Source organism: Caproiciproducens sp. LBM24188 (genome assembly GCF_054130445.1).
In genome coordinates this window covers 1,005,745-1,026,495 of record NZ_CP196862.1, presented here as the reverse complement: position 1 = coordinate 1,026,495, position 20,751 = coordinate 1,005,745, and the positions used below count along the sequence as shown (strand labels likewise).

21 protein-coding genes and 1 other annotated feature are annotated in these 20,751 nt (G+C 49.5%); of the genes, 12 read left to right on the top strand and 9 right to left on the bottom strand.

Translation table 11 applies throughout. From position 1 onward, the window contains the following. Positions 1-203: 203 nt before the first annotated feature. The 4 genes from ACSVDI_RS04845 to ACSVDI_RS04830 form a co-directional block, all read right to left on the bottom strand. A complete protein-coding gene (locus ACSVDI_RS04845) occupies positions 204-1,013 on the bottom strand; it encodes an ABC transporter ATP-binding protein (protein WP_457945193.1) in 810 nt (269 codons plus the stop codon). Further along, positions 991-1,905: an ABC transporter permease gene (locus ACSVDI_RS04840; protein WP_457945191.1), complete on the bottom strand. Its 915-nt coding sequence runs from the start codon at positions 1,903-1,905 to the stop codon at positions 991-993. The genes ACSVDI_RS04845 and ACSVDI_RS04840 overlap by 23 nt, the downstream gene beginning before the upstream one ends. Before the next feature lie 51 nt (positions 1,906-1,956). Next, positions 1,957-2,994, bottom strand: a complete 1,038-nt coding sequence (locus tag ACSVDI_RS04835) for an ABC transporter substrate-binding protein (RefSeq protein ID WP_457945190.1) — start codon at positions 2,992-2,994, stop codon at positions 1,957-1,959. A 194-nt stretch (positions 2,995-3,188) separates the two neighbouring features. Further along, positions 3,189-3,460, bottom strand: a binding site (T-box leader). A gap of 50 nt (positions 3,461-3,510) precedes the next feature. Further along, positions 3,511-3,876 carry an MmcQ/YjbR family DNA-binding protein gene (locus ACSVDI_RS04830; RefSeq protein ID WP_457945189.1) on the bottom strand — a complete coding sequence of 122 codons (366 nt, stop codon included), beginning with the start codon at positions 3,874-3,876 and terminating at the stop codon, positions 3,511-3,513. Positions 3,877-4,095: 219 nt separating this feature from the next. Between ACSVDI_RS04830 and ACSVDI_RS04825 the strand changes: the two genes are divergently transcribed. The 6 genes from ACSVDI_RS04825 to ACSVDI_RS04800 all read left to right on the top strand — a co-directional run bounded on the left by ACSVDI_RS04825 (position 4,096) and on the right by ACSVDI_RS04800 (position 9,045). After that, positions 4,096-4,728, top strand: a complete 633-nt coding sequence (locus tag ACSVDI_RS04825) for a cytidylate kinase-like family protein (protein ID WP_457945187.1) — start codon at positions 4,096-4,098, stop codon at positions 4,726-4,728. Positions 4,729-4,782: 54 nt separating this feature from the next. Further along, entirely contained in the window at positions 4,783-6,168 is a 1,386-nt protein-coding gene (locus ACSVDI_RS04820; protein ID WP_457945185.1) for an MATE family efflux transporter, read from the top strand. A gap of 127 nt (positions 6,169-6,295) precedes the next feature. Next, positions 6,296-6,661 (top strand): GntR family transcriptional regulator, encoded by a 366-nt coding sequence (locus ACSVDI_RS04815; RefSeq protein ID WP_457945184.1) that lies wholly within the window; start codon positions 6,296-6,298, stop codon positions 6,659-6,661. Then, positions 6,654-7,499: an ABC transporter ATP-binding protein gene (locus ACSVDI_RS04810; RefSeq protein ID WP_457945182.1), complete on the top strand. Its 846-nt coding sequence runs from the start codon at positions 6,654-6,656 to the stop codon at positions 7,497-7,499. The genes ACSVDI_RS04815 and ACSVDI_RS04810 overlap by 8 nt, the downstream gene beginning before the upstream one ends. A gap of 13 nt (positions 7,500-7,512) precedes the next feature. After that, the gene (locus ACSVDI_RS04805) at positions 7,513-8,268 is read left to right on the top strand and encodes a hypothetical protein (protein ID WP_457945181.1); all 756 of its coding nucleotides are present in this window, start codon (positions 7,513-7,515) and stop codon (positions 8,266-8,268) included. A gap of 132 nt (positions 8,269-8,400) precedes the next feature. Beyond that, positions 8,401-9,045, top strand: coding sequence for an ECF transporter S component (locus tag ACSVDI_RS04800; RefSeq protein ID WP_457945179.1), 645 nt, complete (start codon positions 8,401-8,403; stop codon positions 9,043-9,045). Positions 9,046-9,125: 80 nt separating this feature from the next. Here the strand turns inward: ACSVDI_RS04800 and ade are convergent, their stop codons facing one another. Beyond that, positions 9,126-10,832, bottom strand: coding sequence for an adenine deaminase (ade, locus tag ACSVDI_RS04795; RefSeq protein WP_457945177.1), 1,707 nt, complete (start codon positions 10,830-10,832; stop codon positions 9,126-9,128). 222 nt (positions 10,833-11,054) lie between these two features. Here ade and ACSVDI_RS04790 point away from each other — a divergent pair, with 222 nt between their 5' ends. The 6 genes from ACSVDI_RS04790 (at position 11,055) to ACSVDI_RS04765 (ending at position 17,704) form a co-directional block, all read left to right on the top strand. Beyond that, positions 11,055-11,960: a GDSL-type esterase/lipase family protein gene (locus ACSVDI_RS04790; RefSeq protein WP_457945176.1), complete on the top strand. Its 906-nt coding sequence runs from the start codon at positions 11,055-11,057 to the stop codon at positions 11,958-11,960. Between the two features lie 13 nt (positions 11,961-11,973). After that, on the top strand, positions 11,974-12,438 hold the full coding sequence (locus ACSVDI_RS04785) for a DUF4358 domain-containing protein (RefSeq protein ID WP_457945175.1): 465 nt from the start codon (positions 11,974-11,976) through the stop codon (positions 12,436-12,438). 136 nt (positions 12,439-12,574) lie between these two features. Then, positions 12,575-14,134, top strand: a complete 1,560-nt coding sequence (locus ACSVDI_RS04780; protein ID WP_457945173.1) for a Ppx/GppA phosphatase family protein — start codon at positions 12,575-12,577, stop codon at positions 14,132-14,134. A gap of 121 nt (positions 14,135-14,255) precedes the next feature. Then, positions 14,256-16,388, top strand: a complete 2,133-nt coding sequence (locus ACSVDI_RS04775; protein WP_457945172.1) for an RNA degradosome polyphosphate kinase — start codon at positions 14,256-14,258, stop codon at positions 16,386-16,388. 15 nt (positions 16,389-16,403) lie between these two features. Next, the gene (locus tag ACSVDI_RS04770; RefSeq protein ID WP_457945170.1) at positions 16,404-17,480 is read left to right on the top strand and encodes a 6-phosphofructokinase; all 1,077 of its coding nucleotides are present in this window, start codon (positions 16,404-16,406) and stop codon (positions 17,478-17,480) included. A gap of 20 nt (positions 17,481-17,500) precedes the next feature. Beyond that, entirely contained in the window at positions 17,501-17,704 is a 204-nt protein-coding gene (locus ACSVDI_RS04765; RefSeq protein WP_457945168.1) for a hypothetical protein, read from the top strand. 156 nt (positions 17,705-17,860) lie between these two features. On the opposite strand, the gene ACSVDI_RS04760 is transcribed toward ACSVDI_RS04765, so the two are convergent. The 4 genes from ACSVDI_RS04760 to lspA are packed head-to-tail and all read right to left on the bottom strand — an operon-like array spanning position 17,861 to position 20,602. Further along, a complete protein-coding gene (locus tag ACSVDI_RS04760) occupies positions 17,861-18,325 on the bottom strand; it encodes a ComEA family DNA-binding protein (protein WP_457945167.1) in 465 nt (154 codons plus the stop codon). Positions 18,326-18,333: 8 nt separating this feature from the next. Continuing rightward, entirely contained in the window at positions 18,334-19,134 is an 801-nt protein-coding gene (locus ACSVDI_RS04755; RefSeq protein WP_457945166.1) for an HAD family hydrolase, read from the bottom strand. A gap of 44 nt (positions 19,135-19,178) precedes the next feature. Further along, on the bottom strand, positions 19,179-20,126 hold the full coding sequence (locus ACSVDI_RS04750) for an RluA family pseudouridine synthase (RefSeq protein ID WP_457945164.1): 948 nt from the start codon (positions 20,124-20,126) through the stop codon (positions 19,179-19,181). Then, a complete protein-coding gene (gene lspA / locus ACSVDI_RS04745; protein WP_457945162.1) occupies positions 20,123-20,602 on the bottom strand; it encodes a signal peptidase II in 480 nt (159 codons plus the stop codon). The genes ACSVDI_RS04750 and lspA overlap by 4 nt, the downstream gene beginning before the upstream one ends. Between the last annotated feature and the right edge of the window lie 149 nt (positions 20,603-20,751).

Here is a 20,751-nt window from a genome sequence, read left to right as displayed (position 1 = left end):
TTACCTTAACATTCCAAACAGTTTTTCTGTCTTGTAATAAGTGTAGCCCAGACCAGTTAAAATGACAATCGAATCTGTGTGTTTGCCTCAAAAATCGAGCGCCGCACGGTGGAATGAATTTCATCGTGCGGCGCCTGGTTTGGAGAAGATGCCCGGGCAAACCACAAAAGCCTTATGGAACATCTTTCTCCTGATTCAATTTTTCAGTTACCGTCCTCAATACTGATTTCGTTGAACTTTTCGGTCAAATCCCGTATTTGCAGCGAAGGCTTCTCCTCCGGGCCGGCGTCCAGAACAATATTCCCGCGGTGCATCATAATCAAGCGGTCGCCGTAATTGACGGCAAATTTCAAATTATGCGTCACCATCAGGGTGGTCAGCTGCTTTTCCCGGACAAGGTGCTCCGTCAACTCCATGACCGTTTCGCTGGAACGCGGGTCCAGCGCCGCCGTATGTTCATCCAGAATCAGCAGGTCCAGCGGCGTCATGGTGCAGATGAGCAGCGCCAGCGCCTGCCGCTGCCCGCCGGACAGGCTGGAAACCTTCAGGTCCAGCTTATCCTCCAGCCCAAGCTTCAGCAGCTCCAGCTGCGTGCGGTAATAATCGATGCGCCGTTTATTGACCCCAAGCTGCAGTCCGAACGACGAGCCCTTGTTGTCGGCCAGCGCCATATTTTCCAAAATGGTCAGTTCCGGGCAGGTTCCTTTGGAAGGGTCCTGAAATACACGGCCAATAAACCGGGAACGCTCGTGCTCTTTCAGTTTTCCGATTTCCCTTCCGTTTACAAAAACGCTGCCGCTGTCCACGGGGATACTGCCGCAGAGCAGGTTCAGAATCGTCGTTTTGCCGGAGCCGTTGCTGCCCACGACGGAAACAAACTGATTCTTCTCAATTTCCAGATTAAAGTCGGTAAACAGCACCACTTCATTCACCGAGCCGAGGTTGAAGGTTTTATAAATGTGCCGCAGACCCACAAAGTTTTTGTCTGTTTCAGATTTGAGTTGGGTTGACATTTTGCTTTTTCCTCCTGCCCGCAAATAAATTATTTGACACCAATGCAATGGTAAACAGCACCGCCATCAGGAGTTTCAGGAAGTTGGTTGGAAGTCCGAGCTGCATGGCAATCACCAAACAGGCTTTGTACAGAATCGCGCCAATGACCGCCGCCGAAGTCGCCCGAATCCACTTCACTTTGCGCAGCAGGCTGGTTCCGATGATGACGGAGGCCAGTGCCATGACCACCATACCGGTTCCACTCTGGATGTTGGCGGATTCCGACTGCTGCGCCAAAATGCTTCCGGCCAGCGCCGTGCAGCCGTTGCCGATGACAAGGCCGACAATTTTCATCGTTCCGGGGTCTTTTCCAAGGGAAATTACATACTGCGGGTTGTCACCCGAAGCGCGCAAAAGCAGCCCGGATTTGGTTCGAAGGTAAAGGTCGATAATCAACTTCACCACAATGCAGCAAACGGCGCCGAGGAGAACAATGCGGTACTGCTTCGCGTCCCCGGTTAGAAGCGCCGCCGGGCCGGAGGTAAAAATCGTATCCTTATTATAGAACGGAAGCACCGCGCTCCCGTTGGTAATCACCAGATTCACGCTCCACATGGCGGTCATTACCAGAATACCGGAAAGCAGGTCGGTAATGCGCAGCTTCACGTGCAGAAGCCCCGTGATGCAGCCGGCGGCCCCGCCGCACAAAAACGCAATCAGGCATGCAAGCCACGGGTTTACCCCCGCCGCAATCAGCATTGCCGTAATGCACGCACCCAGCGGAAATGTACCGTCCACCGAAAGGTCGGGGAAATCCAGCACACGGTAGGTAATGTAAACGCCAATCGCCATAATGCCGTAGATGAAGCCTTCTTCAAGCACATTCCGGATCAGACCGAAAACAATATCCATGCGGAAAATACCAGCTTTCTTGGTTGTGATTTTACATGGGAGAGAAAAAACTTATTTGCTAACAGCGGACGCATCCGCGTATTCGTTCGGCAGACTTAACCCTAGCTGCTGAAGCATTTCCTTATTGTAAACCGGCGTGCAGTCCTTCACCAGATAAACCGGGGTGTCCTCTGCCTTGGCCTCTCCCCGAAGAATCTTAGCGGCCATTTTTCCGGTTTCCTTGCCGAGCGCCACATAATCAATGCTTTGGGATGCCACGCAGCCGTTTTTCACCTGTTCCTCTTCCGAACCGAAAACCGGAATTTTCTTGGAATTTGCCGCCTGCAACAGGGTCGTCAGATTGTTTACCACATTATTATCTGTAAAATTGTTGATGCAGTCAACCCCTTTGGAAACAAGGGTCTGCGCGCCGGCGGCAACTTCGGAGGCATTGGTTACTCCGACCTCTACAATTTCAAAATTGTATTTCGGGGCAATTTCTTTGATTTCTTTCAGATGGGAAACAGAGTTGGTTTCGCTGGTAGTGTAAAGGATTCCGATTTTCTTGGCGTTCGGAAGAAACGCGCGGATCATTTTCACCTGCTGTTCCAGCGGAAGAACGTCGGAAGAACCGGTGCAGTTCGTTTCCGGCTTTTCAAGGCTTTTTACAATCCCCGCCGCAACCGGGTCGGACACCGCGGTAAACACCACCGGAATCTCGGTGTTTTTCGCCGCACTGAACGCGGACATGGCCGACGGTGTTGCAATTCCCATAATGAGGTCGTATTTCTTGGAAACCATATTCTTTGCAATTAGGTCGCTGTTGGAGGTGTCGCCCTGCGCGTTCTGAAAATCAATCGTCAGGTTTTCCCCTTCCTTCAACCCTGCTTCCTTCAAACCGGCCTGAAAGCCTTTGTAGCAGTTGTCAAGCGAAGGGTGCGGCGCATACTGAATAACGCCGATTTTATAACTTTTCGCGGCCGAACCGGAAGCATTTTGCGAAGCGCCCGAAGGAGCGGATGTGCTCGCATTGGACGAGCAGGCGGCCAGTGAAGCGGCAAGCGCTAATATCAGAATGGAAGACAGTACTTTTTTGAATGTATTTTTCATGATAAATTCCTCCCAAAAGTTAAGCAGTATAAGTTACGTTTCGAATGCAATGCCGTACTTAAGATACCCGGTTTTTGCCACCAACCATCTTCCATCTGCATCAACTCCTTAACTTCATCTGAATCAGAACCTATCGTAAATAAAGGGCACCGTTGACCGGATAAAAGGAAACAAAAAAGCCCTTGCCCCTGAAAAACAGGGACAAGAGCATTTACTCCTGCGGTACCACCCGGATTGGCGAAAAATCGCCCGCTTATTCCATACACATTGCACACCAAACCAGACATGTACCTATGTATGCTTCCTTGGTAACGGGTGAAGATCCCGTCAAACACTACTCAGCAACATGCGTTTCGTTTTGCCCTCATAAGCCCATTCAGCCTGCCACATTCTGCCGCAATCGCACCGTCTGCGGCTCTCTGGGGGAATGATATGCCTGCCTACTATTCTTAATCACAGGTTTCGGATATTTCCTTTTTATCTTATGTGTTATTATATGCACTCCCAGCAAATTTGTCAAGGAATTCTTTTCGCTCTCTTCGGCGCGGTCAGGTCATAGCTCTGCCGAATCCACTCGTACAGCTCCTGTTCGGGGATTCCCTGCTCCGGTGTGACGGTATTCCAGTGCTCTTTATTCATATGATAAGCGGGTACAACACCCGGATATGTGCTGCGCAGCAAGTCCGCAAACATTGGGTCGCATTTCAAATTTATGCGCAATAAGCCCTTGCGTTCATAAACGAATGCAAAGGCTTTTCGGTTTCCTTTGTGGCGCAGTGCCGCCCATGCTTCGGGAGAGGCAGAATCCTCGTTGAACGGATAATCCTCGTAAGCGTCCGGAAAAGTCAGACAGTAATCAATTAATTCCCGCTTTGTCAGCATCCTTCACACCCTACTGTTACTTCCTGTTTAAGCAGCTCCCGTATTCCATATTTTTTTCAAAATAAGACATAAACTTTACCTATAATATATTTTGTTTGCAGTATTTGTCAAATAGAAAATCTTCATGAGTTGATTTGACAAATCTTAGAAAATAAGGTAAATTAAATCGGTATACGTCCGATACGATATAAGAGACTTATTTCGGAAGGGGTGTACATTATGATTAATACTATTTTTGCGATCTCCCGGCAATATGGAAGCGGGGGACACGAAATAGGACAAAGGCTTGCGCAGAAACTGGACATTCCGTTCTACAGCAAGGAACAAATTGCCGCTGCGGCAAGGGAAAACGGGGTGCTGCTTCAGAATGCGGATGAACATGCAAGCCCCAGCCTCATTTATTCCCTTTTGATGGGAAGTTATACATTTGGAAACCGGAACGATTTAAACGGTGATATGCCCATTAACGACAAGCTTTTTCTCATCCAGTCCGATATTATGCAAAAGGCGGCAGAACAGGGGCCGTGCGTCATTGTGGGGCGCTGTGCGGATTATGTGCTCCGCAATCATAAAAACCTGTTTCGCGTCTTCATTTACGCGGACAAATTCACCCGAATGGACCGAATTGTGAAGGAATATGGCATAGAGCCGAAACAAGCCGCAGAATATCTTGTAAAAAAAGACAAACAGCGCGCAAATTACTACAACTTTTACACCAATCAGCGATGGGACGACTTAAGCAACTACGACCTTGCCATTGATTCTTCTATGTTTGATATGGACCAGGTGGTATCGCTCCTGCTGAATGCCGCAGAAATGAAGGAACGGCGGCGCATTAACCAAGCCTGTTAATGCGAATTTGGGAAAATTCCAGTGCGCTGTGGAGCATAGAAAAGGAGTATTTTTGTGAAAACAGCATCTCCCGGCGCAACGAATATGACAGTTGGAAATCCATACCGCTTAATCCTCAATTTTTCCCTCCCGCTTCTGGTAGGAAATATTTTTCAGCAGCTTTATTTTATCATCGACTGCATTATCGTCGGCAATGTGGTTGGGGACAAAGCGCTGGCCGCCGTGGGAACCGGCTTTCCCATCACCTTTATGATGAGTTCCCTGTTTATCGGAATCGGCATGGGCGCGACCATTATCATTGCACAGTACCTGGGCGCAGGGAATATGGACCAAATCCGCGAAACCGTACAGACCATCTATACGGCACTGATTTTGGGTGCCATACCCCTGTCCCTCATCGGAATCGTCAGCAGCGTTCCGCTTCTGCGTTTGATGAATGTGCCGAACGACGGTACAATGGAAATGGCCCAGACCTTTATGTTTGTGATTTTTGCCGGGATGATTGGGAACCTTGGTTATAACATAAACTCCGGAATTTTACAGGGACTCGGCGACAGCCGGACTTCCATGCTGTTTTTAATCATCTCAACCATCATTAATATTATCCTGGACCTGCTGTTCACCGCAACGCTCGGCTGGGGCGTGTTCGGCGTAGCGTTCGCCACGATTATCGCGGAATTCTGCTCCTGGATTTTTGGAATTTACTTCATTAACAAACGTTACCCGGACTTTCACATCCGGTTGTTTCATTTTCATTTCAACCGCCAAATTTTCCTGAAAGCCATAAAGCTCGGCATTCCCGCCGGTCTTCAGCAGGCGATGTTCGCCATCGGTTCCATGGTAATGCAGGCACTGGTCAATTCTTACGGCTCCTCTTTTATGGCCGGGTTTAATGGGGCAAATAAAATCGATACGTTTGCTTTTATGCCCATTCAAAGTTTTTCAAACGCCGTAACCACCTATGTGGGGCAAAATGTAGGAGCTTCTTTTATGGACCGTGTAAAGAAGGGAACGCGCGCAGGGTTGGTGCTTGCCGTCGGTTCCTGTCTGGTAATCGGCGGAATTGTATATCTGCTCAGCCCGAATTTCATGCGCCTGTTCAGCCCGCATCAGGATGTAATTGACGCGGGCGTGGCCTATCTGCACGACGTGCTGCCGTTCTATTTCCTGCTGGCATTGCTGTTCATCCTCAATGCCGTGGTTCGTGGAGCAGGTGCCACCGCAATTCCTACCATATCTACTTTCGTATCCCTGTGGATCGCCAGAATCCCGGCTGCATACTGGATTGCCTCTGTCTGGGGAAGGGACGCAATCTATTATTCCTACGCCATAGGCTGGCTTCTTGGTTTAATCATTTCCTTTGTTTATTACATAACCGGGCGGTGGAAAACCAAAAGCGTGGTTTCCAACAAAGGCGGGCAGCCCGAGAAAACCGACTGAATTTACTGTTTTACGCACACTCCTGTGGGAGTGTGCGTATTTTTTTGAAAAAAGATTGACATCCCGCATGTTATGTTATATAGTTAGTTACATGAGTAATTAACTATATAACGCAGGAGGTGAAGATATGGGTTTTGCAGAAGAAAAACCGATTTACCTGCAAATCTCAGAAAAAATAGAAGACGCCATTCTTTCCGGCGCCTTTGAGGAGAACACCCAGGTTCCAAGCACCACCGAAATATCGGTAAATTATAAAATCAATCCTGCGACTGCCCTAAAAGGAATCAGCCTTTTGGTGGAGGAAGGAATTGTATATAAGAAACGAGGTCTTGGCATGTTTGTTGCCCCAGGTGCAAAAGAACGAATCGAAAAAAAGCGCCGGAACAATTTTTACGACAGCTACGTGCGCACCCTGGTCAGTGAAGCCAAAAAGCTCGGTCTAAACAAAAAAGATCTTCTGGAGCAGATAGAAAGGGGTTTTGACGATGAGTAGAATTGAAATCAGTCATCTTACCAAAACATTCGGAAAAACAAAAGCGCTAACCGATGTTTCCTTGGAATTTGAAAGCGGCCACATTTATGGCTTGCTTGGACGCAACGGCGCGGGAAAAACCACACTTCTGAATCTGATAACCGGAAGGCTTTTCCCGGACAGCGGAGAAATTACGGTGGACGGGGAACCGGTTTTGGAAAACGACCGCGCGCTTTCCAAAATCTACTGCATGACAGAAGGCAGCAAATACCCGGACCGTATGCGCGTGGTTGACGCGCTCAGCTGGAGCGCGGAGTTTTACCCAAACTTTGGCGGCAAATATGCCAGCAGTCTGTGTAAAAAGTTCGATTTGAACGAGTTTCAAAAAATCGGCGGTCTGTCCACCGGCTACACCTCTATCTTCAAGCTGATTATCGCGCTTGCCTGTGGAAGCGAATTCGTCCTGCTCGACGAACCGGTGCTTGGTCTGGACGCCAATCATCGGGAGCTGTTTTACCGCGAGCTGATTGAAAATTTCAGCAGCAGCCAACGGTGCTTTATCCTGTCCACCCACTTGATTGAAGAAGCCGCCACCCTGATTGATCGGATCATCATTGTGAAAAACGGAACCATCCTTCTAAACGAGAATGCGCAGGACATTCTTGAATCCGGCTGCACGGTGAGCGGACCCGCCGATTTGGTGGACCGGTATGTGCAGGGCAAAAAGCTGATTGGCAGCGACAAGCTCGGCGGACTGAAATCAGCCTACCTAATGGAGCCATGCACGCACGTACCCGACGGGCTTACAGTCGGCACACTGGATTTACAAAAGCTGTTCATTCAGCTTACCAATGCGTAAGGAGGCAGTTTTTATGAATCAAAAACGTTTTTTCTCCATTGTCCGGTACCAGCTGCATGATTTTAAAAAATCGGCCATGATTATGTACAGCTGTGTTTATTTTCTTTTCATAGTTTCCTGCATCGACCATAATACGTTGCCGTCGGATAAGCATGTGACGTTAAACGGCATGGAATTGGTTTCCATGATCACGCTGCTGGTCATTGGGCTGGTCTCTTTTAAAGAAAACTTTAATTTCTTCTCCATCAACGGCATCTCACGAAGAACGCAGTTCTTCAGCACCCTTTTCTTTTTCGGGATTCTGTGCGCCATATTCGCACTGATTGACACGTTGAACGTTGCCGTTTTCCCCCACATCAGCAATTATACTCCCTTATTTCTGCTGCTGTATCAGCCTGCTTTTCAGGGTTTTGGGCCTGCTGCATACTTTTTGATGCTGGTGACAAACTTTCTTTTGTTATGGGTCGTTTACATTTTCATTTCTATGGTGGGACTTTTCATCACAACGCTGTATTACCGCATGAACCGGGGCATGAAAATAGCCGTTTCCGTAGGGGTACCGGTCATCCTTGTGAACGGAATCAACCTTCTGGACGCTTACCTTCTTCACGGGAAACTCATGCAATGGATTACCCAGGCCCTTTGCGCCGTCTGGGGACTTTCCGGCGGCTGCCATCCTTTCGTAGCGATCGGCAGCCACGTTCTGCTAGCCTGCTGCTTCTCCGCTTTGACATTTCTGCTTGCACGTAAGGCAGTTGTTAAAAAATAAACAAAAATAAAAGAAACCCTGTGTTTTTGCTCTATTAGAAATATAAACATTCAATTTTATCATATCATAAATAACCAGTGAGAAAATCAGGAAAATCCAAACATTGTTAATCGATAACATGGAGGAATTTTTATGAATGCATCCGTCAGCAAAAACACGCTGTTTCTTGCACAATTTGCAATGCTGCTTGCCATTGAGGCCATTGTTTGCTTTACACCGCTCGGTTCCCTGCCGGCCATTGGCCCCATTGTTGCCACGCTCGGCATGGTTCCCGTCATTATTACGGCAATTATACTGGGAACAGGCGCCGGTTCAGCGATGGGTTTTTTTGCCGGTCTTTTCAGTTTTATCGTTTGGACCACTACCCCGCCTAACCCGATTACTGCATTTGTGTTCACCCCGGTGTATGCTGTACCGGGGCAGAACCACGGCAGCATGCTCAGCCTGCTGATCTGTTTTGTGCCGCGTATCCTGGTCGGTACGGTTACGGGGTTGTGCTTCCATCTGTTCCAAAAAACCAAAATGAAATCCATTCTGGTTTACGGGCTGAGCGGACTGCTCGGCAGCCTGACCAATACGATTCTTGTGATGGGCGGAATTTACGTATTCTTTGGTCAAAGCTACGCAAGTGCAATTCAGCAAGGCGTGGAAGCCCTGCTTGGCCTGATCGGCCTAACCGTACTGACCAGCGGTATTCCGGAAGCGTTGATTGGTGCCATTGCCGCCTACGCCGTTTGCTATCCAATTCGGAAACACCTGAAGCATACGGTTGAGTAACGGTGAAAAATGTTGACACACAAAAGACGGACGATGTGTTTCACACCGTCCGTCTTTTGTGTATGGAATATCTGCAGGCTTTACGGTTGGGAAATCCATTTGTTTTCCAGTACGTCAAACAATCCGCTGTCCGTAATACGCAGTTCGGGAATAACGGGCAGCGACATGAAGGAAAGGTTCTGGAAGACATCCAATTCTTCCGGAACCCCCATGGCGTGCGCGGCAATCGACATATCGCTCAGCTCGCAGATCATATCAATGCTGCGGTCATCGGTAAACAGGCCCGCAATCGGAAGCGGAAGCGTACGCACCGCTTTTCCGTCCCGGACTACCGTATATCCCCCGCCGCAGGCTTTTAACTCCTCAATGGCGGCAAACATATCCCGGTCGTTGTCGCCGACGACAATCAAATTGTGCGCGTCATGCGCAACCGTGGAGGCAATCGCTCCATTTTTCAAGCCGAATCCTTTCACAACGCCCAGCCCGATTCGCCCCGAACCATCGTGACGCTGTACCACGGCAATTTTCAGCAATCCGTCCCGCGGCGTGAACAGTCCGTCTTCACTGGGCAGTTCCAGGTCGACACGCCGGGTTGTAATCTGCCCGGGGATAATCTCTATAACAGGAAACTTGCTGTTCACACGTAGGTTCAGGCTGTCCGCCGGCAGTTCGGGAATATGCACGCTGTGCGTTAGTTTCTCATTCGGCCGCGTCCACGGTGCGCAGAAATCCGTTCCGTTAATGGAAACACCGCTCTTATAGACATCGAAAATGGAAACGTCCTCCAACTGGTCCAGCACCACCAAATCGGCACGGCAGCCGGGCGCCACAGCACCGACATCTTTCAGCCCGTAGACCCGTGCAGGGTTTAAAGTAGCCATCTTAATCGCCTTGATTGGGTCCATGCCAAGTTGAATTGCCATTTGAATATTGTGGTTAATATGGCCCTGCTTAGAAACATCCGCCAAATGAAGGTCATCCGTACAAAACACGAAACGGTCCAGACTGATTTCGTCCCGCAGCGCGCCCGAAAGAATCGCGTTCAAATTGCGCGCGGCGGAGCCTTCGCGGACCTGAACAAAAAATCCCGCGCGCAGACGCTCCAGAGCGGATGCATAATCAACACACTCATGGTCGGTTTCTACCCCAGCCAGCCGGTAAGCCTGCAGCTTTTTGGCAGTCAGCCCCGGGGAATGGCCGTCAATCGTCTTACCCTTCATCAATTCAATCTTATCGAGCAGGCCGTCATTCCCGGCCAGAAGAGCCTCATAGCTCATCACTTCGCCCAACCCGGCAACACAGGATTCATCCCTCAGCTGCTTCATTTCGTCCAGCCCGACCACACCCCCGCTGTGGTCGCTTTCGCTGAGCGGAACACAGGACGGGAGCATAAAGAAAACATTCAACCCGCAGTGCCTGCTGTCCTCAATAATATAGCGAATGCCGTCGGCTCCCACAACATTGGCAATTTCATGCGGATCGGCAATCACCGTAGTAGTTCCGCAGGGCAGTACCTTCCCCGCGAAAATGCTCGGTGATACCATAGACGATTCCAGGTGAACATGGGCGTCAATAAAACCAGGCGCAATGATTTTTCCGCTCATGTCCACTTCACATGCCCCACGGTAAGAGCCGATACCGACAATGTAGCCATCCTTTATGGCAATATCAGCGGTGTATATTTTTTCTGTAAACACGTCAATAATATCAGCGTATTTTAATACAAGATCCGGTGTAATTTCTCCCATTGAAGCACGCATCAGCCTCTTTTTCTCCGCCTGATTCACGGTACCGCCTCCAAGGTAAATTTTATCTATGATACCACAAGAAAAGCAAAGATTCAATCCGTTCATTTTCAATCTAGAAGCGGGGAAGGCAACTAAAAATGTAAAAAATAGGAACTTCAACCAAAATTATTGTCATTTTTGTAATCTTTATTGTGGATTGGTAAATGCTATGCTATACTTACAGTACTATTTAACATTTCATAATCGAAAAGGGTGAACGGAATGGTTCAGCATTATCCCCGGTTGACCGTGTGCTGTCTGCTTCTGGCAGGCCTTCTGCTTTCCAGCGGCTGTGCAAAATCCAGCACGGTTTCTTCCAACAATTCCGCACAGAGCTCCGTTTCTTCCGGCCCGGCGGCGTCCTCTGCTGCCTCTTCAGAAAGCAGCGCAGTTTCCCTATCCCCCTCGAATTCAGGCTCTTCCAATTCCATCGAAAACACGGTTTCCCTCCCGCCTCCGGTCAAAAGCGCGCCGGTTAACGCCGTAAAACAAAGCGCCAAGTCCGATTACAGCTATTTTGACGACGCGGTGTTTATCGGTGACTCAGTTTCTCTGAAACTGAAAAATTACATTACGATTAAACGCAAAACCCAGCCGGATTTTATGGGCAAGGCACAATTTTTAACCGCCGGAAGCATGGGCAGCGCCAACGCGCTGAAAGCGGTTGGAACCGATTCCATTCATCCTGCTTATAACGGACAGAAAATGCTGCTGGAAGACAGCGTAGCAGCAATGGGCGCCAAAAAGGTTTATATTATGCTCGGTGCAAATGATATTGCGCTTTATGGCATTGAAGGCTCCGTAAAGAATATGGAAAAGCTGCTGGCGAACATAAAAACCAAATCCCCCGATGCCATGATTTTAGTACAGTCCGCCACCCCGATTCTGAAAGAAAAGCAGATGAAGCAGCTGAACAACCCCAATCTAATCGCCTACGACAATGCCCTGAGCAAAATGTGCCAGGAAAAGAATTATTATTTTGTGGATGTGGCCTCCGCCCTGCGGGATGAAGACGGGAACCTGCCGCCGGAATTCTGCAGCGACCCCAATATTCTAGGAATTCATTTTACGGACAAAGCCTGTGAGATTTGGATTCAATATCTTTTGACCCATACGGTAAAGCAATAACTGGAGGATTTTTATGAAAAAGTGGTTTTCCGTCCTTTTAGGCTTGATTCTGCTCTTTTCCCTTGCCGCATGCGGCAGCAAGGCAACCAAGCAAGCCGACCTTTCCAAGGTAATGGACAATATGAAAGCAAAGCTCACCAACACAGAAATGATGGATTTGACCAAAGATGACTTGATGGCTTCTTACGGAATTGACGCGAATGATGTGAAGCAGCTTGCCATCTATGTGGATTCCACCGGAGTAAAGGGTGATGAAATCGTTCTGTTGGAAGGAAAGGACGCAGACGCCGCCAAACGGATAAAGGAAAAAATGGACGCGCGTTACCAGCAAAAAGAAGTGGAAATGAAGGACTATCTTCCCGAAGAATACGCCATTTTAAAGAAATGCCCGGTAAAACAGGACGGCAATTACGTCAGCATGATTGTTTCCCCGCAGTACGAAGAGCTGAATAAGATTTACAATGACGCAATTCAATAACCGTTTTTCCGGTTTCAAACCGACATCGCGCGCCGATGCCGGTTTTGTTTTACCCGGATGGAACGGATTCCTTCGGTTGATGAAGCAGGCATTTCCTGTTATACTGATATAAATTTGCAAAAGGGCGGTGAAAACCGTGAACAATCATAAAAAGAGGAACGACAAAACGGCCGCCGTCATCGACATTGGCACCAAGCTGCTGAAAATGCGTGTTTCCCAATTAAAGCGCGGCGAAATTGTGGACATTGACCGGCTGGAATACCCGCTTTCTCTGGGGCACGAAGTGTTTACCGACGGAAAAATCAGCTTTGAAAGCCTGCGCGAGCTCTCCAAGGCTCTGCACGGTTACAGCGACATTATGGCCGAATACGGCGTGGAACAGTACCGCGTAGTGGCGACCACAGCACTGCGCGAGGCGGCCAACCGGTATTATGTAATTGACCAGCTGAAAATCCAGAACGATATGACGGTTCAGGTGCTGGAGGACGACCAGGAAAAAACTCTGATTTATTCGGAAATTCTGAATTCTCTGCAAAGCATGGAGGGGCTAAAGGAGGATACGGCGCTGATTTCCTACATTGGCGCGGGCACCATCGGATTTTCGGTATATGACGGCAAACATATGATTTTTTCTCAGAACATCCCCATGGGTGCGCTGAAACTGCACGATATTCTGGGCAAAATTGAGGAGGAAACCGAGGATTTTTATTATGTGGTGGAGGAATATCTGGACTCCATTCTCGGCCATATTACCATTCCGCTCAGCAAAGGAAACGTTTCCAACCTGATTCTGACCGGAAATGAAATTCAGCTGATTGCAAAAATCTGCGGGGTGGAACCCAAAAACGGAAAATATATTATTCCGGCACATATGATTTCTGACCTTTCCCGCCAATTCCGTTCCCTATCGCAGGAAAAAATCTGTGAACAGTTCAATATCAGCGAAGAAAACGCCGAACTGCTGTATTCCGCCCTGGCGATTTATACCCGACTGACGGGATTCACCACTTCTGAAAGCGTAATTGCGCCGAAGGTGGAGCTTTGGGACGCGCTGATGCGGCATATGCTGGTCCCGAAAAGCAGTGGGGAATATTTGGAGCATGTCCGCGTGAACGCCATCTCCTGTGCAAACGAAATTGCCAAAACCTATAAATGCGACCAAAAGCATTCCGAAAGCATCCGTAAAATCGCATGCCGGATTTTTGATAAAATGAAGGATGCCCACGGCCTTGACCACCGCAAGCGCCTGCTGCTGGAGCTTGCGGCCATTCTGCATGAGTGCGGCCATTATGTCACCGTGAAAGACCATTTACTGAGCAGCTTCGACCTGATTAAAAATATTGATATCTACGGAATGACCGATGAGGAAATGCTGCTGACGGCTTATGTTTCTCGCTACAATGAATACGATGTGCCCAACTTTGACGACATCGGGTTCTTCCGCCTAAACGACAAGCAAAGACTGATTGTTTCGAAGCTAGTCGCTATTTTCCGCTTGGCTAACGCACTTGACAAGTCGCAAAAGCAAAAACTGAGCGATTTAAAGATAAAGCTGGAAAACGACCGACTGCTGATTTCGGCGGTCAGCAATGAGAACGCCTACCTGGAAAAATGGGCGTTTGAACAGTGTGCGCCTTTCTTTATGGAAGTATTCGGCTATAACCCGGAACTCACCATTAAATCGACTTTCATCTAAGGGTTTGCCGATCGAACTGAGCTCGGCAAAAAGCCGAACAAAGCCTATGTTCTGGATTTGATTCCGCTGCGTTCTATTTCGGCAGAACATGACTAATGACTGAAAAGGCAGTTGAGATGCAATGAGCGAAAAAGCAAATTCAAAAAATAAATTTCCCTACATTAATCGTGAGTTAAGTTGGATGGATTTTAACGCGCGTGTACTGGAAGAAGCCTTCGAGCGCGAAAATCCAATTATGGAGCGCATCCGTTTTCTGGCCATCACCGCATCCAATCTGGATGAATTCTTTATGGTGCGCGTTGCAGGCGTAAAAGAGCAGATTCGTTCCAATTACCACGCGGTGGACCCTTCCGGTCTGACGCCGGATCAGCTGCTTCCCCTGCTCACGGAAAAAATCCGCGCTTTTAACGAAAAGCAGTATTCCTGTTTGCTGCGATCGGTGTTTCCCGCGCTGCGCAAAAAGGGCATTTCGTTTCTTCAACCGGATGAAATGAACGCCGAACAGAAAAAATTTATTTCCGATTACTTTGATAAAGTCCTGTTCCCGGTTTTAACCCCGCTTGCGGTCGATACCAGTCGGCCTTTTCCGCTGCTGATGAACAAAAGCCTGAATATTGCAGTACGGTTAAACCGGGAAGGGGAATCGTATTTTGCCGTGGTTCAGGTTCCTTCCATACTTTCCCGCTTTCTGAAAGTTCCTTCCTCCACGGGCAATAAATTTGTGCTACTAGAAAATGTAATCATCTATAAACTGGATGAACTGTTCGAACGCAGTAACATTCGTACCGCGTGCCCATTCCGCATTACGCGCGACGCCGACCTTGAAATTGACGAAGAATCCGAAGACCTGATGATTGAAATCCAGAAATCCATTAAGAAGCGCCGGCGCGGCAAGCCGGTGCGGCTGGAAATTTTGCAGCGCTGCGACCCGGAAACCCGCGAATTTCTGGTGGAGATGCTTGGCATAACCGCCGAGGAAATTTATGAAGTCCCCGGCCCGCTGGATTTGACCTTTCTGTCCAAATTTGCTTCCCTGCCGGAATTTGAACCGCTCTGTTTCCAGCCGCTTCGTCCCGTATACCCGCCTGCCGACTTCTGGGGGTGCGACGATCTTTTCGCGGCCATCCGCGAGCGGGACCGGATGGTCCACCACCCCTATGAAAGTTTTGAAACCGTGGTGCAGTTCGTTCGGCAGGCAGCAGAGGATGAAAACGTGCTTGCCATCAAGCAGACCCTTTACCGGGTCAGCGGTCACTCCCCCATCATCGCCGCGCTCATTAAGGCGGCGGAAAACGGCAAGCAGGTGACGGTGCTGGTGGAACTGAAAGCCCGTTTTGATGAAGAAAACAACATCATTTGGGCCAAAAAGCTGGAAGAAGCCGGCTGCCATGTCATTTATGGCTTGGCTGGGCTGAAAACCCACTGCAAAATTCTGCTGGTTGTGCGGCGGGATGAGGACGGGATTCGCCGCTACCTGCACATGGGAACGGGCAATTACAACGATTCCACCGCAAAAGTTTACACCGACATCGGCGTGTTCACCTGCAAGGAACCCTATGGTTCGGATGCTTCCTCCCTATTTAACGTACTAACCGGATACTCCCTGCCGCCGGAATACAACCGCTTTGTGGTCGCCCCCAGCGGAATGCGGCCGTTTTTTGAGCGCATGATTCAAAAGGAAATAGAAAACGCGCAGCACGGCCTGCCCGCGGCGATTACCGCAAAGGTGAATTCCCTGGTTGACCCGCGCATGATTGAACTGCTTTACAAGGCTTCGCAGGCGGGCGTTGCCATACGCCTGATTGTGCGTGGAATCTGCTGCTTGATTCCCGGTCTTCCCGGCATCAGCGAAAACATTGAGGTTCACAGCATAGTGGGCAGGCAGTTGGAGCACAGCCGCATTTTCATGTTTGAAAACGGTGGGAACCCGAAAATCTATATGGGCAGCGCGGACTGGATGCAGCGCAACCTGGACCGGCGCGTGGAACTGGTGTTCCCCATTGAGGATGAAAATCTGCGCAAACGCACGCTTTCCATTTTAACTCTGATGTTCAGTGATAATATTAATACCAGAGTCATGAAACCGGACACCTCTTACAGCCACATTGACAAACGTGGCAAGGCGCCGTGCGACTGCCAGCTGGAATTCTGGCGGGCCGCCCAGAAATCGGTGGATGAACTGGCGCAGTCGGAAGAAAGCAAACCGTTCCGCCCGATTCGGCGGGCCGATTTGAAAGAAGAAACCATTTCTTAATTCGGAGGCAGGAAGATGAAAAGAATCGGAATTTTAACAAGCGGCGGCGACTGTCAGGGCCTGAATGCAGCAATCCGCGGAGTTGCGAAAGCACTGTATGTCCGGTTTGGCGAGGACGTGGAGGTCTACGGCATTATCGACGGATACCGTGGATTAATTGAAGGGAACTACAAACGAATGCAGCCTTCGGACTTTTCCGGCATCCTAACGCTGGGCGGCACCATACTGGGGACTTCCCGTCAGCCCTTCAAAAAAATGCGAATCGTGGAAGAAGACAGTGTCGATAAAGTTAAAAACATGAAAAACAACTATAAAAAAATGAAGCTCGACTGCCTGGTGGTGCTGGGCGGCAACGGAACGCAAAAAACCGCTAACCTGCTCCGGGAAGAAGGACTGAACGTGGTTTCACTCCCAAAGACCATCGACAACGATGTCTGGAACACGGAAATGACCTTCGGCTTTAGCAGCGCGGTGGAAATTGCAACCCATGTGCTGGACTGCATCCACACCACGGCTACTTCCCACGGCCGGGTTTTCATTGTGGAAATTATGGGGCACAAGGCAGGCTGGATGACGCTGCACGCAGGTATTTCCGGCGGGGCAGACGTGATTCTAATTCCCGAAATTCCTTATGAACTCGACAGCATTTTGGAAACGCTGGAGGCGAGAAATCAGGCAGGCAAGCGTTTTTCCATTCTTGCGGTCGCGGAGGGCGCACTTTCCCAAGACGAGGCAAAAATGAGCAAAAAAGAATTCAAGGCCGCACGCGCAGCAATGCGGTTTCCCTCCATCTCGTACCGGCTGGCAAACGAAATTGGCGAAAAAATTGGGTCTGAAATCCGCGTAACAGTTCCTGGACATTTTCAGCGCGGCGGCAGCCCCTGCGCCTATGACCGCCTGCTGGCCACCCGCTTTGGCGCGGCGGCCGTGGACCTGATTGCGGAACAAAATTACGGCAACATGGTCGCGCTGCAAAAGGAACGGATTGTTCCGGTGCCTTTGAGCGAAGTAGCAGGAAAACTAAAGCTGGTTCCCGCCGATTCGGAAATTGTGCAAACCGCGCGTAACATTGGAATTAGCTTTGGCGAATAAAGAAAACAGGGGGTGAAAGAATGAACCCGGAAAACCGGAAAAGAATCTTTCGCATTTTTGGCGCAGCCGTAGCGGTCATGACCGCACTGTGCTCCGTATTAAGCGGCTGGGTGCTGGTGAAATCCATTTGTTACATGAATCGGACGCAAAAATCTATGAAAAAGATGGAGAAAGCCGCAGATGTCTATTTAGCGGAACACACACGGAAAAACGAACTGCCCTGATTTCCACTTCCCATTGATATATTTTTCAGTGAAAAATGAATCACTTCTCAGAACGAAAGCAGGCACCCACTCACGATAGGAGCGGATGCCTGCTTCTTATTTTGTTATCTTGAAAATTCCGGTTTCAAACAGACGACCCAAACCCGCGGGAAATGCCTAATCCCCCACAGTAACCTGATTCTGAATCTTCGCATACAGCTTTTCGCCAATTCCGGTAACATTCTTCAGTTCAGAAACCGATTGAAAACGGCCGTGTGTTTCCCGATAATCCACAATCCGTTTTGCAAGCACCTCACCGACTCCGTTCAGTCCATCGCTGAGCTGCTGTGCGGTGGCGGTGTTCAGGTTGATTTTTCCGCCCGAAGCCGCAGCTTTGGAAGAAATGCTTTTCGACCCGGCACCTGAAAAATCCCCAGAAGATACTGCACTGGGAACATATTCTTCATCGGAAGACAAAACGGAGGAATTCTCGAATGGCTGGCCGGACGAAGCGTCAATGGAAACCGTAACATTAGAAAGGGATACATCCGGCACGTAAAAAACGTTGTAAAGCACCATTACTGCGCACAGAATCAATGCAAAAACCACCAGATAACGCTGATGCAGGGTTTCCTGTTCCATCTAAAAACCTACTTTTGTTCGAGATATTCGATCAGATTACCGACTGCGCCCTCGTCACAGCTGCAAACCACCAAATCTGCCCGCTGTTTCAAGTCGTCCGGCGCATTGTCCGGTACCGCGGCAAAGCCGGCGGCGTCCAGCAATTCCAGATCATTGTAATAGTCCCCGATGGCATAGACCTGTTCGCGGGCATAGCCGCAAATGCGCATCAGTTCCCGCAGGGCCGAGCCTTTGTCTGCCTTAGCCGGGAGCATTTCCAAAAAATGCGGGCTGGATGTTACAAACCGCACTTCCTCATGTGCAAAGGTCCCGGTGAAATCGATGATTTTACGGATAACATCGGCCTCGTCCGCAAAAATTGCCTTGCACAAAACCGGGCCGTGAAACACATCCGGAAGAAACTCCCGGATTCCTTCACGGGACAGGTGCTGCGTAATCCATTCGTTGCGGTGTACCACGCCCAGTCCCTGCGTTGCGAACACCTCTATGCCCGTTTCGGGGAAATGATCCCGAATCCGGTCAATGCATTCTTTCGCGCCGGAGGTATTCATCGGATTCTGCCAAAGGATTTTGCCGGTTTCAAAATCATAAACCAGCGTACCGTTCAGAATGACGCCCGGGCTGTTTGGTGCAACCGCTTCTATGTACCGTCGACCAGATTCCGGCGAGCGGCCGGTCGCGACCGTAAACCGGCCCCCGGCGCGTTTCAAACGCTCCACGGCGCGCAGGGTACGCTCCGGCACCGTGTAATTTCGGTCAATCAGCGTACCATCCAAATCAGAGATTACCAAAATTCCATTTAAGTCCAAAAAAGTTCCTCCCGGGAATTGCAGTCATATCTTCTATTAAGTGTCTAAATCCGGTGAAGCTTCGCCAGAAAATCGGTAAAATACGCGGGCAGCTCACTGGTGATTTCAATATATCGCCCATCCCTCGGGTGGCGAAACCCAATCACGCGCGCGTGCAGACACTGCCCGTTTAGGTTGGGCACCACCTTTTTCGGGCCGTAAACCGGGTCCCCCGCAACCGGGTGGCCAAGATACGCCATGTGTACGCGAATTTGGTGCGTGCGGCCCGTTTCCAGCCTGCACTGCACATGGGTGAACCCCTGGGCAAAGTCATGGGTCAGTCCGTCGTACCGCGCGAGCACGCGGTAATGCGTGACGGCGTTACGGGAATTTTTCTGTGTCACGGCCATTTTTTTGCGGTCCACCGGATGACGGCCAATGGGCGCATCTACCGTTCCTTCGTCCTGCTTTAAATGCCCATGCACCATCGCTTCATAAACACGCGTAAAGCTATGCTCTTTAATCTGTTCCGCCAGAATGCGGTGAGCAAAATCGTTTTTTGCGACGATTAACAGGCCGCTGGTATCTTTGTCAATCCGATGCACAATGCCGGGGCGGATCACGCCGTTAATACCGGAAAGCGAATCGCCGCAGTACGCCAGAAGCGCATTGACCAGCGTGCCCTCGTAATTTCCGGCGGCGGGGTGCACCACCATTCCTTTCGGCTTGTTGACCACCAGCAGGTCGTCATCTTCATACATAATTTCCAGCGGAATATTTTCCGCTTTCACATCCAGTCCCTGCGGTTCCGGAATGGTAACTTCAATCTGCTGCCCGGCGCGTCCCTGCGCGCTTTTCGGCAGCACTACTCCGCCGGAGGTGACAAGGCCCCGAGTAATCAGCTTTTCGGCGGCAGAACGCGTCAGCTCCGGAATTTTCAGGCTGATGAGTCTGTCCAGGCGAATTCCCTCGTCCTCCGCTTCCAGCGTCAGTGTAATATGGCTATCACTCATCTGGAACGAATCACCCGCTCCACATCTCCGTCTCTCTCATAGAAAAACAGCATGTGTATAATCAGGAACACGGTGCCAACTGTAACACAGCAGTCCGCAAAATTAAACACGGGTGGGAAAAACGACACACTGATATAATCTACGACAAAGCCGGCGCGCACCCGGTCAATTAGGTTGCCGATTCCGCCGCCGACAATCAAAGCAGACGCGGCATAGGAAAAGAATTCATGATGCGTGTAAAAAAACAGCGCCAGAATAATCAGAACACAAATGACCGCGGTAACAATGATAAAGAACCACTGTTGGTTCTGAAAGATGCCAAACGCCGCGCCGCGGTTTTCCACATAAATAAAACGCAGGAAGCCCGGTATGGCATTGATGTTTCCATTTGGTTTTAAATTCTGTACGACAATATTCTTTAATACCTGATCCACCGCAATTGCTACCGCGGATATTACCAGAACAAGAATTCCCATAACAATCCCCTTTTTCTGATGATGTCATTCCGACCAGCTCCGTTGATCGCTCAGCTTGCATTCCCTAAAATTCTGTAAAAAAGGGCGGAGTATTGGATCCGCCCTAAAGAATAAAACTGATTTTACTGAAGTTCTTTCCAGCAGAAAGC

Bases quoted from the DNA above. Each gene is read 5' to 3' on its own strand.
- ACSVDI_RS04845 (WP_457945193.1), bottom strand. From the start codon at position 1,013: ATGTCAACCCAACTCAAATCTGAAACAGACAAAAACTTTGTGGGTCTG.
- ACSVDI_RS04840 (WP_457945191.1), bottom strand. From the start codon at position 1,905: ATGGATATTGTTTTCGGTCTGATCCGGAATGTGCTTGAAGAAGGCTTC.
- ACSVDI_RS04835 (WP_457945190.1), bottom strand. From the start codon at position 2,994: ATGAAAAATACATTCAAAAAAGTACTGTCTTCCATTCTGATATTAGCG.
- ACSVDI_RS04830 (WP_457945189.1), bottom strand. From the start codon at position 3,876: ATGCTGACAAAGCGGGAATTAATTGATTACTGTCTGACTTTTCCGGAC.
- ACSVDI_RS04825 (WP_457945187.1), top strand. From the start codon at position 4,096: ATGATTAATACTATTTTTGCGATCTCCCGGCAATATGGAAGCGGGGGA.
- ACSVDI_RS04815 (WP_457945184.1), top strand. From the start codon at position 6,296: ATGGGTTTTGCAGAAGAAAAACCGATTTACCTGCAAATCTCAGAAAAA.
- ACSVDI_RS04810 (WP_457945182.1), top strand. From the start codon at position 6,654: ATGAGTAGAATTGAAATCAGTCATCTTACCAAAACATTCGGAAAAACA.
- ACSVDI_RS04805 (WP_457945181.1), top strand. From the start codon at position 7,513: ATGAATCAAAAACGTTTTTTCTCCATTGTCCGGTACCAGCTGCATGAT.
- ACSVDI_RS04800 (WP_457945179.1), top strand. From the start codon at position 8,401: ATGAATGCATCCGTCAGCAAAAACACGCTGTTTCTTGCACAATTTGCA.
- ACSVDI_RS04790 (WP_457945176.1), top strand. From the start codon at position 11,055: ATGGTTCAGCATTATCCCCGGTTGACCGTGTGCTGTCTGCTTCTGGCA.
- ACSVDI_RS04785 (WP_457945175.1), top strand. From the start codon at position 11,974: ATGAAAAAGTGGTTTTCCGTCCTTTTAGGCTTGATTCTGCTCTTTTCC.
- ACSVDI_RS04775 (WP_457945172.1), top strand. From the start codon at position 14,256: ATGAGCGAAAAAGCAAATTCAAAAAATAAATTTCCCTACATTAATCGT.
- ACSVDI_RS04770 (WP_457945170.1), top strand. From the start codon at position 16,404: ATGAAAAGAATCGGAATTTTAACAAGCGGCGGCGACTGTCAGGGCCTG.
- ACSVDI_RS04765 (WP_457945168.1), top strand. From the start codon at position 17,501: ATGAACCCGGAAAACCGGAAAAGAATCTTTCGCATTTTTGGCGCAGCC.
- ACSVDI_RS04760 (WP_457945167.1), bottom strand. From the start codon at position 18,325: ATGGAACAGGAAACCCTGCATCAGCGTTATCTGGTGGTTTTTGCATTG.
- ACSVDI_RS04750 (WP_457945164.1), bottom strand. From the start codon at position 20,126: ATGAGTGATAGCCATATTACACTGACGCTGGAAGCGGAGGACGAGGGA.
- lspA (WP_457945162.1), bottom strand. From the start codon at position 20,602: ATGGGAATTCTTGTTCTGGTAATATCCGCGGTAGCAATTGCGGTGGAT.